The organism is Bacillus sp. FJAT-27231, assembly GCF_001183975.1.
Lineage (GTDB): Bacteria > Bacillota > Bacilli > Bacillales > Domibacillaceae > Pseudobacillus > Pseudobacillus wudalianchiensis.
Window position 1 is genome coordinate 62448 of sequence record NZ_LFZU01000002.1, and the last position, 10711, is coordinate 73158.

General features: G+C 34.1%; 12 protein-coding genes and 1 pseudogene. 11 read left to right on the forward strand and 2 right to left on the reverse strand.

Translation table 11 applies throughout. The features are described 5' to 3' along the window. Nucleotides 1-6 precede the first annotated feature (6 nt). Both AC623_RS20650 and AC623_RS20655 read right to left on the reverse strand, forming a co-directional pair. The gene (locus AC623_RS20650; protein ID WP_049666927.1) at nt 7-465 is read right to left on the reverse strand and encodes a hypothetical protein; all 459 of its coding nucleotides are present in this window, start codon (nt 463-465) and stop codon (nt 7-9) included. Beyond that, nucleotides 458-1276 (reverse strand): AAA family ATPase, encoded by an 819-nt coding sequence (locus AC623_RS20655; protein ID WP_197091031.1) that lies wholly within the window; start codon nt 1274-1276, stop codon nt 458-460. Before AC623_RS20655 ends, AC623_RS20650 begins: the two co-directional genes overlap by 8 nt. Before the next feature lie 1018 nt (nt 1277-2294). Here AC623_RS20655 and AC623_RS20660 point away from each other — a divergent pair. The 11 genes and pseudogenes from AC623_RS20660 to AC623_RS20710 form a co-directional block, all read left to right on the forward strand. Beyond that, on the forward strand, nt 2295-3200 hold the full coding sequence (locus AC623_RS20660) for a helix-turn-helix domain-containing protein (RefSeq protein ID WP_049666930.1): 906 nt from the start codon (nt 2295-2297) through the stop codon (nt 3198-3200). 284 nt (nt 3201-3484) lie between these two features. Continuing rightward, nucleotides 3485-4459 carry an alpha/beta hydrolase gene (locus AC623_RS20665; protein ID WP_049666932.1) on the forward strand — a complete coding sequence of 325 codons (975 nt, stop codon included), beginning with the start codon at nt 3485-3487 and terminating at the stop codon, nt 4457-4459. A gap of 4 nt (nt 4460-4463) precedes the next feature. Then, nucleotides 4464-5849, forward strand: a complete 1386-nt coding sequence (locus tag AC623_RS20670; RefSeq protein WP_049666934.1) for a sensor histidine kinase — start codon at nt 4464-4466, stop codon at nt 5847-5849. Further along, a complete protein-coding gene (locus AC623_RS20675; RefSeq protein WP_049666936.1) occupies nt 5836-6426 on the forward strand; it encodes a response regulator in 591 nt (196 codons plus the stop codon). The genes AC623_RS20670 and AC623_RS20675 overlap by 14 nt, the downstream gene beginning before the upstream one ends. A gap of 366 nt (nt 6427-6792) precedes the next feature. Continuing rightward, nucleotides 6793-7023 carry a hypothetical protein gene (locus tag AC623_RS20680; protein WP_049666937.1) on the forward strand — a complete coding sequence of 77 codons (231 nt, stop codon included), beginning with the start codon at nt 6793-6795 and terminating at the stop codon, nt 7021-7023. 59 nt (nt 7024-7082) lie between these two features. Next, nucleotides 7083-7340 carry a hypothetical protein gene (locus AC623_RS20685; protein WP_049666938.1) on the forward strand — a complete coding sequence of 86 codons (258 nt, stop codon included), beginning with the start codon at nt 7083-7085 and terminating at the stop codon, nt 7338-7340. A gap of 482 nt (nt 7341-7822) precedes the next feature. After that, nucleotides 7823-8251: a hypothetical protein gene (locus AC623_RS20690; protein ID WP_049666939.1), complete on the forward strand. Its 429-nt coding sequence runs from the start codon at nt 7823-7825 to the stop codon at nt 8249-8251. Between the two features lie 48 nt (nt 8252-8299). Further along, entirely contained in the window at nt 8300-8557 is a 258-nt protein-coding gene (locus AC623_RS20695) for a hypothetical protein (protein WP_049666940.1), read from the forward strand. Nucleotides 8558-8584: 27 nt separating this feature from the next. Continuing rightward, a complete protein-coding gene (locus AC623_RS20700) occupies nt 8585-8860 on the forward strand; it encodes a hypothetical protein (protein ID WP_049666942.1) in 276 nt (91 codons plus the stop codon). Between the two features lie 93 nt (nt 8861-8953). After that, complete coding sequence (locus AC623_RS20705) at nt 8954-10000, forward strand: hypothetical protein (RefSeq protein ID WP_049666944.1); 1047 nt, start codon at nt 8954-8956, stop codon at nt 9998-10000. A gap of 32 nt (nt 10001-10032) precedes the next feature. Continuing rightward, nucleotides 10033-10711 (forward strand): annotated as a pseudogene (locus AC623_RS20710) (hypothetical protein); the annotation flags it as partial.

A 10711-nucleotide genomic window follows, 5' to 3' on the forward strand; every position in this document is an offset into this window, starting at 1 on the left:
AGTATTCTAGAGATACTTATTTTCTTCTTGTAAAAACTCACTCATATACTCAAATTGTTTTTTCTGGCGTTCTGATAGTTGAGTATCTTCATAGGTTTTAATCAATTCTTCAATTATTGCGTATATTTTATTTTCATCCATAAACTTTCCTAATACATTAAGTTTTGTGTGTATCGAAGCAGGGACCTTTATTGATTTAACCGAATCATTTTTTCCTACCGCCGATTTTCTTTTCTTTTCAGTCTTCATTGATGTCGACTTTGGTTTTTCGATTTGGCTCTTGATTTCTTTTTTCTCCGTTTTTACCTTATCCTCTCCACTTTTATCCGGTTTTTCAACAGTTTTAGAAGTTTGAGAATATTTAAATGGATCTTTATCATTAAACTGAACAACTTGTGGTCTCAAAGATGATTTCTTCTTGTTATGACTAATTAAAGCTCCCTTAATATTTTTTTTATCATTCATCATCTTCACCTTCGCTTTCAAAATGCTCTATTTTTTCTAGCATTTCTTCAACCACTTTAATGAATACCTGATGTGCTTTTTTATCATGTTGGTCATTGTTAGAGATACCTGTTATATCCCAAGCTTTAAGACGTTCTAAATGTTTTATATAATGTTTATAAACATTATCATCACCAAAAATTTCTCTCGCTCTTTCAACAGTTGCATTATCCACACGTCCCCCTGGACGCAACAATACTGGAAGAACTCCTACTACCTGAATATAAGCGTCATATTCATCTGCCATAAATTGAAGATAAGAAACATAGGTTTCAGCGCCTTCAAGTGAAAGCTCTTGTGCTTGTAAAATAATTAACACATAATCGGCAGCCATCATGGCGTTATCTGAATAGTCACTGATTGTTGGAGGAACATCAATAAAAATGTAATCGTATTTATTCTTAAAGGGTTCAAGAAGTGTCTTCAAATAAGTAATTTGTTGTAAGTCATCAGTAAATTTTGTATATAAAAACTTTGGCAAGTTTTTAAAGGACACAGCTGCTGGAACTAGATCCAGTTTGTCATTCACATGAATAATGGTATCTTTTAAATCGCCCTTTTCAAAGCCATCAAAAATTGAGGAATTTATTTGAGTAATTCCAGCAGACCTTGCAATTAACGTGGTAGCGTTAGCCTGTGGATCCATATCAATCAAAAGAACCTTCTTATTAAATTCATGAGCCAATTCCCATGACGCCATAACTGCTACCTTTGTTTTTCCTACTCCACCTTTAAAATTACCGACCACTATAGTTTTTGCCGACATTTCCATCATCTCCTTTAATAACATGAAAATTCTTCACAAATTTCCACCTAACAAAGTTCTACTTTTGTAAATAATAACACAAGTAGAACTTTGCAGGAAAGTATATTGACAGATTTTTTAAAAACATTTTCTAAAACCGGCTATGTTTCAACAAAAAATACCTAAATTATTTGTAACAAAAATGTAATATCGTGTAGGTTTTTAACGAACTTTCTCACAGAAGTAGAAATTTCCACTTTTCTACTTCTGTGATTTCTTTCGTCTTTCTCACAGAAGTAGAAATTTCCACTTTTCTACTTCTGTGATTTCTTTCGTCTTTCTCACAGAAGTAGAAATTTCCACTTTTCTACTTCTGTGATTTCTTTCATCTTTCTCACACAAGTAGAAATTTCTACTTTTGCTTTATTTTTGTTGTATAAAAACACTTTAATTACAACATTATTAGAAAAGTAGAAATTTCTATTTTCTCACACAAGTAGAAATTTCTACTTTTCTACTTGTGTGATTTCTTTCGTCTTTCTCACAGAAGTGGAAATTTCTACTTTTCTACTTGTGTGATTTTTTCTGTCTTTCTCGCATAAGTGGAAATTTCTACTTTTCTACTTGTGTGATTTCTTTCGTCTTTCTCGCATAAGTGGAAATTTCTACTTATGTTTGTTTTTTTGGAATAAAATCGCTTTTTGGGGGAATTTACAAGGAAAAAAAATTGATGTAATGTAGGGGCTACCTAGATAAACGGTTAAGATAGACTGAATGTCCACACTGTTTATCAAACGATATTCATATAAAATAAAAAAAGGCAAAAGCGTGTTAAAAAGGTGCTATCAACACCTTTTAACCGTCCACCGTGCTAGCCCACGGTAAACACTTGCTTTCACCTCATTACTTATTTATGCCTATATTATAGGATAAATAAACCTATTTTTCAATGGGTGAAGTGTATCCTTTTTGTTAGGTACAAGAGGCGTGTTTACCGTAACCAGCGGGAACATGCCTTTTTATTTTCCAAAAAGGAGAAATTAGTATGTGTAAACATAAAAAATTAACAAATGATGAATTTCAATTTCTACAGCAATATAAGCCATATGCAACAAACCACGCGCAGCAGCAAAAACAGAAGCTCAATCTTTTAGATAAAGTCATTGCTACATATAAGGACACTTTTTATAACTTAAAAAAAACTACTCGCCAAACAATTGAGATGATCTGCTGGTTTGCAGCAGAAAAGGGATATTGCTTCGCAAAAGATGATTATTTTTCGGATCGCTTTAACGTCTCCTCTAAAACTGTCCGAAACATTTTCAAAAAATTGCGTGATAACGGTATTATTCAGACTGTATATCGCCACTCTACAAAACAAAACGGATTGGGAGCCCCTGTCCATCTCTTTGTAGCCCATCCATATTTTTCAGTCTGGATGGAAAAGTTTAACCTTACTAATTGCCAAACTGATTGCCAAGCTGAAAACGCTGAAATCCCTTGTGACACTAAGCATTCGGGAACAAAAAAAGTTTCTACCAAGAATATATCAATTTCTAAAAAATTATTTAAAAATATACGTAAGAAAATTCGTCTTGATTATACATACACTCCTCAAAATGTTCCTGAGAGCTTTATTAATACTGTAAAACCATTTTGGGAAGATGCAACAAGCATCTATACATTATGGGGCAAAGTAAAAATGAGCTATAGCCAATTTTCACTCACCTATCCTGTAGAAGATTACACTAATCTGGCAATAGATGCTTTTAAACAAAGCTTATTCGCTGAAAAGAATAATAAAATTAAAAAAGATTTTTATGGATATTTTTACGGAACTCTGAAAAAAATATTCTGGCGTCAGAAAGCGAAAGAATCTTTTGAGAATAATCCTTTATTTTACAATTGGCTGGATGAGAATGAAGAGGAAATTTCCTTTGTTACTAATTAACATCTGTATTTACACCATAAACCATCTGAAAGTTTTTAATTAGCAATCGTGATCATAGAAGGATATCTAACCTTAGGTCCTATATACCACTATTCAACTTTATTCAAATAGCTCTATAAATCTTATTTCCTTTTATTTGTAATTAAGATAGTAAGTAGAAACAGACAGTGTTATAATTTTCGACAATCTATAATTTAGATTATTATCCTCTTTTAGATTTCTTTTTATAGTAGGGGACTGGAATAAGAGGTTGTTTTAATTTATAGAAAAAAAGGAGATATGAATTGCTATTTTCAAAGTTTATAGACTACTACGCTTTGTATGACTTACATAAGAAACGAAGCAAAGATTCTCATTTTTCCCCCTTTCCTTACACAATCCCTGATACATCAAAAAGGGAGAGTTTTTATAAAACTCGTAGACCAGATATCTTGTTGGATATGTGTACTTCGGAAAAGGATTATTCTATTGGCACATTTAGTTTTTCAAGTCTAATCCCTTCAGGTGATGACTTCAATGATCGCATAACAGGCGAAGCGTTTTTGAATGAAAACAATACAAATGCACCCAATGTTATCTTTGTGCATGGCTGGCGAATGGAGTCAAATGATCGTGTAAAGAAAATATTTCATCAACACATGATGAATTCAGGATGGAATATGTATTATTTTACTCTTCCTTACCATTTTCAAAGAAAGCCAGAGAAATCACTTTACAGCGGTGAATACATGATAAGTGCTGATATTGAAAGGACCATTCAGTCAACGAAACAAGCTGTTGTTGATCTAAGGGCCTTAATTCAGTGGATCAAAACTGGAAACGGCAATCCGATCATTTTGATAGGTGTCAGTTTAGGTGGGTTCATCACAAATTTGACAGCTACACTTGAACCGGAAATTGATATACTGGCTTCCATATTTTACGCTAACCGGTTGTCTTATTCGATATGGAACACTAATCCGGGAAAATTCATAAAAGCTGATTTAGAAAAACATGGTGTGAGCTATGAGGATTTAAAAAGGTATTGGCAAATTACAGAGCCGAGTCAAGCGATTCCGAAAATGAAGAAAGATAATATTCTGTTGATTTCCGGTAGATATGATCAATATGTGCATATAGAAGACACTAATCATTTATGGGAATCTTGGGGAAGACCTGAAAGGCATGTTTATAATTGTGGACATGCTGGAATAGTTCTTCATCGTAAGAAGATCGCAAAAGACACTCTTGCTTTTATTCAAAATAAAATAAAGAGGTAAAGCCATGCTCATACTTGTAATATTGCTTTGGTCGTTTAGTGCTATTCTTATCTTTACAAATTTTAAGAGCGAAAAAGCTAGATGGTCAGGTTTAATAGCTTTTTTCGGTGGATTCGGTGGTGTAGGAGTCCTACTTGGAAAAGGGATAAATCGCTCTGAATGGACATTGCTTCTGGATGGAATATTTACATCCATTGGTCATTATTTAACTCCTTATGCGATTCTGATCTTTGGCCTGGTATTTTCAGATATTATCAAAAATAAGAACATAATGATTTTGTTGAGACTTCTGTTCTTCATTCCTGTTGTTATTATGTACTCTCTTTATCAAGAGTACCCTGAATTTAAAACGGATTTTGATGTGTTGGCAGCTTGGGTAGTTCCCTACGTTTTTGTATCAAATGCCATGATGGTTTACTCCGCATATCGTGAAACAAGACCCTCCATTAAAAAGCAAAGAATATTGACATGTTTAGTGTGGGTTCCAGGGATTACCTTTGTTTGCTTTACCAATATTATTTTTGAAGCATTGGGGATTGTTGGAGTTTGGATGTATAACCCTTTCATTGTTATAGTAGCGTTTTTCTTATTTAGTTATTTTGCGGTCAAATATGGATTTCTCGGTGTACATATAAGGTTTGAGAGGCAAAGACGTAGTTCTACCATACAAGCCGCAACATCTGGAACAGCACTATTAAATCACACCATAAAAAATGAGGTAGCTAAAATTGATTTCTTGGCCAATCAATTAAAAGAGCAAATACCAACAGATAAAGACTCATATGAAAGCATTAACTTAATGCTAACTTCAACAAGTCATGTATTAGAAATTTCAAAACGTATCCAGAGTAAACTAGACATTATCAACTTCAAGGAGTCTGAATTCTGGTTAAGCCATATAATTGATTCGGTTATTAGTCTACTTCACCCTTATATAAATTCAAAAATTAATATAATCAAACAGTATGAAATGGATATAAAGATTTATGGTGACCCTGTACACTTTAAAGAAACATTTATAAATATTGTAAAAAATGCGGTTGAAGCTATCGAGGAACGTGGTCTACTTTTGATTAGAATTTCTAAAGGTCGCAGGAAAGTGTACATAGAATTTGAAGACGACGGAAAAGGCGTCGAAAAGGAAAACATTTCTCTCCTGTTAGACCCCTTCTATTCAACTAAAGGAAGGAAAGGGAATTACGGTCTTGGTTTAACTTACTGTTACAATGTCATGGAAAAGCATAATGGGGGTATTTCGATAAAAAGTCAAAAAAATGAGGGGACAACGGTCACTCTATCACTTCCAACTAAGCGAATAGTTGATACTGAAAAAGTTAAGCAGCAATCTAATTCTAAATCGTTAGGAGAAAAAGTTTATGAATACAATTAGACTTTTGATCGTAGAAGATGATTCCGTTTGGATGAAGTGTATATCTGATTATGTTGGAAAAGAAGGAGATATAACGGTTGTTAAGCAAGCGCATACAAAGGAAGAAGCCTTACAAGTGAACTGTTCTGATATTGACGTTGCCCTTATAGATTTGAAATTAGCAGATGATGATACTAATTTAAGCGGGCTAGAGGTTTCTAGTGAATTATGCAGCAAGGGATTGAAGAAAATCATTATGCTAACCAGTTGGGATGAAACCGAGATCATTCTTGAGTCATTTGATAAAGGAGCAATGAACTACATTACAAAAACATCATATAGAGATATTCCTAATGCTATTAGAGAAGCATACTGCGGAAAGGTTAGCCTTCATCCCGACGTTTCAGGGGTAATTGTTCATGAACTAAAGACGGAGAGAAAAATAAAGGTGTTAACTCATGCTGAACGTGAAGTATTTGAATTAAAGAAACAGGGATTAAGTAAGAGTCAAATTGCGGAAAAGTTATATAAATCTGTTGAAACGATAAAGAAACAAATAAAGATGATAAATAGAAAAATAAACAAAGAAGGATTTTGATGTGAAATCCTTCTTTGTTTATTTTTTATGTTTATATTGAGAGATGTATAAAACCGTATATAGAATATAACCTTTAAATTTTAACATATATTCCTATTATTTTACAGGGGTATTTTTTTCACCCTCCAATAAGTTTGTCGAATTGTTTATGATTTAGATAATCCTCAATATTCATTATAGAAATCTCAATCCGTTCTAACATGGTTTGTCCAGAAAAACAATGATAAAATTATGGGGACTACGTTTTCCTCAATAAAAAATGAAATAGTGTAAGCAATAATAGAAATATCTCAATAAATATTGAATTAAATCTCAATAAATATTGAATTTTTTAATGACCGGTGTTAGAATGGAGGTAACCATATTATGAAAGAGCGTTTTTTTCAAGCTCTCGAAAAATTTGGGGTCGATTACAACGAAGAAACAGGACGATTGAGCAAACCAATAATCTTTGTCGTTTATTCAAGGGGTAGTCGATGGGAAGTTGAACGAGTGTTTTTGTTTGAAGATCATTTTCTGATCTTTGAAGGTGACAAGGGTGCAAAGAAAATTAGCTTTGACAAGGTAAAGGAATTTAAGCTGCTTCAAAAAGCTTAATGGGCAGTAGTGAGTAGTTTTCTCTATTGAAGCAATACTGATCAAAGGAGCGAACGAGTATGAAAGAGGAAAAACGATTGTCATTTTATGAAATATCGTCATTACCAGCCAAAAGCTTAAAAACCTTTGATGGCAAAATGTATATGTTAAAAGGTGCAATTGCGGTCGAACCTTCCACTGGCGAGATCGAGCGAGTGGCTGATATTTATTATCGTGTTCGCTCCGTAATTGATGAAGAAAGAAACGTTATTGCCAAGAGAAAAAATCGAGATGATGAGTTAGTAGAAGTAATTCATTCACAGAAGGTCAAGCATTAATCCTCTACACACAAGTACACATACAAGCGATTCTGAAACGTGCTGGGAGAGAAGCAGCACTGTGTTCATTGACAATTGTAAATGCGTGCCTACCTCTTAAAAGCCATAAGAGGAATAAGGTATACGACAATTGGTTAGTTGAGTGTTACCTAAAACTTAACGGTGGCTATGTTATGTTGCGTCATATCTATGATCTGTGAGTTTAAGTAAGCGTGAGGGAAAATCCTGAAGAAGCGGTGAAAAAACAAGCAGTAGATATGTAAGGTTCTACGTACATGCCTAAAACGTTGTGCGGTACTGGGCTTGGGAAATAAAAACCATGCATGCCAGTATAGGGTTAGTCCATTTCAGCCAAAAATGGGCAAATTTAGTTAATTTACATTTTTCCTTGTTATAATTAATTTGCGAAATTTTATTGGAATCTCTCAGCAGGTTTCAGAATCGCTTGTTTGTATGTGTGTGAAGAATAGGAGGATGTAAATGTGAAAACCAAGTTTTTTTTGATTTGTACTTTTGTATTTTTAGTCATGACAGGGTGTTCAGAAAAGGCAGAAATCATTGAGCTAAGTCCTAATGAAATGAAAGAGTTCATGAGTTCCGAAGGAAATGGTTTCATTATGCTGGATTATGACGAGGATGACAGAGATTTTTGGATGAATAGTGTAAAAAATGCTATCAAAAAGCAAAAAGCTGTTGTAAGAGAATTAAATGAAGAAAAAATCGCTGTTGCTAATGAGGGATTGAGTAGACCATCAGAGTATGGATTAAAACAAAAACGTGATTCTTTAGCTTATTATCAAGACGGAGAGGTTAAAGGAGAAATCAAGTTTGAAGACTATAAACCCTCCGAGTTAGAGAAAGAATTAGAGTTTTTTATTAAGAGCATGAATGAAACATACAGCAATAAGTGAATTTAGCACTATGATCAAAATTCACAAAGGAAGGATGAATTTTTCCCAATGGTAGTTACCTCCAAAGAATTAAAAAAGACGAAAGATTTAGTCGAAAAGCTACTCAAGGTGAATGGTCAAAAATATAACGATTGGCTTCAAGAACAGCACCAGCAATTTATTGAAAACAATCAGAATCTTATTCTGGAAGCTCTTAATGCTTTTTCAGAATCAGATAATAAAAGAACAAAAAGTGGTGATGATAAAAAAGAAGAATCTATGTTAGTTCAAGAAGAAGAAAATGTCACCAATATTGGAACTGTTTAAAAACATTAATAAAAGGAGTGTTAAATCATGCTAGAACTCTTCCCTTATGTGTTAGGGGCGGCAGATGGAATGAGCGGCTTGATCTCAACTGGCGAATCTATCTTAAAATGGGCTCAACGTCTTGCTTTGATTGGGGCAGCCATTTCCTTTTGTATTGGTGGCTATTACCTTATGTTTGGTGGAGAGCGTGGCCGACACAAAAGTATTACATGGTTTGTGGGCGGTGCTGTAGGCTTAGTTGTAGTTATGGGAGCTTATGGTTTAGCTCAAGGAGTAGATTCTAACGTAAAATTTGGCGGTTAAAGTTATTATCTTAATCTTAATATCTGGATAAAAAGCTATACATCAATTGTTGTATAGCTTTTCTTATGTCCAGAAAAAAAGAGAGGAGTCAATATGATTTATGTTGTTTTTTCCAATAGTACTGTCAGTGAGATCAAACCCGATCGAAAGATCCCATTTGCAGATGCTTGTGAGCTGACACATAAGCTCGAAAAAATTAATCGTGAAAACGGCATTGTATCAGATATGGATTTTTATTTAGTAGATGATAATTACCCTGTTAATGATGAAAGGCGTGAGCCTTATAACCATGCAACACTTTCTATTGGTTCAGGATTTGCAGATAACATTTACGATCATATCCATAAAAAGTTACATTCTCTAGAATTAGATGAAGAGCAAAAAAGAGAAAGAAACCGACTGCTAACGGTTTTAGCTCAAGAAATAAAAGGTTTGCATTTAGAAGAGTATGAAAATGAAGAGACATACGAAGAAGAGTATGAGCCTGTCCAAACGAAGTGGCAGCTTTTTAAAATTGTAGGGATGGTATTAGGTGTTGTTGCGGTTGTAGTGACTATTTTTTTAGTTGTATTAGGGTTCAATAGTACACCAACTGAAACGGCTTCAAATACCAATGAAACTCTTTTACAAGCATTGCGTTATGCTTCTATACAACAATATGATTCAGCCACAGAAGAATTTGAAAAATTAAAATACGATGATTTAGAAAAACAGGATAGAAAAGCAATGCTCTTTAGTTATCTGTTATCAGGTCAAGCTCAAAAAGCAATTGATTTAGAGCCTTCCTTTACAGAAAGTGTGATTTCTTATTATGTTGCAATGGATAACTTAGAAAAATTAAGTGAGCTTGAAATTGATGAACCAGCTCTTCAATTTGAAAAAGCTTATCAGCAGAAACAGTATGTAACAGTTACTGATTTAAGTGATGAAGTAAGTTTAGACGGTAGAAGAGAAGAAATGGTTGTCAATTCCTTTATTGAAATGGGGCAGCTTGAACAAGCTCTAAAATTTGCTGAAAGTATTGGAAATACTACTTTAAAAGAAAAAGTAAGTAACCTTATCAAACAAAAGAAAGCGAAAGAAAAAGAACCGAAAAAGGGCCAAGAAAACAATACAAACATTGAAAGCAAAACAGCTTAAAACTAGAAATAATCAAAGGAGGAAAAATAGCTGTGCCATTTTCTAAAAAAGAAATTCTAAAAAGGGTAGGAGCTGCATTGGCAGTTACAACTTTAGCGGCAGGTTCGCTCGCTGGGTGTGGATCAGATGAGGAAGAAGCGAAAGAAAAGAAAAAAGCAGTAGCAGAAGAAAAAGCAGAGAAGAAAAAAGATAAAAAGGTAGAAGAAGTTGCTAAAGAGTCTAAAAAAGATAGTTTTTCGACCGTCGATTTGTTAGAGATCAAAAACCAAGTAACAGACATTGCTAAATCACCTAACAAGGAGGTAGCTAATGTCATTCAAGAAAAAACTAATAAAATCTCTCCTATAGATAGAAACACAACAATAGCGGCAGTTAAGCCAATGCCCACTGTAGAAATAAAAGGTAACGATTTGGCTTTTTCAAAGCCTAGTCCTGACAACGATTTTGCGACAAATACCCAACCATTAAAAGACAGTGTTCCTTTAAAGAATGATAAAGAAAAGCCTTCATCAAAAGATCCAATCATAGCAACCAGACCAACACCAGAAGTTCCAACAACTCCTTCTGAGCCAAAACCAACACCAGAGAAACCAACAACACCGCTTGTTGAATCACAACCAGAGCAACCAGAAGCACCAACTGAGCCGAAGCCAGTACCAGAAGTTCCAACAACTCCTTCTGAGCCAGAACCAGCACCGGAGAAACCAACAA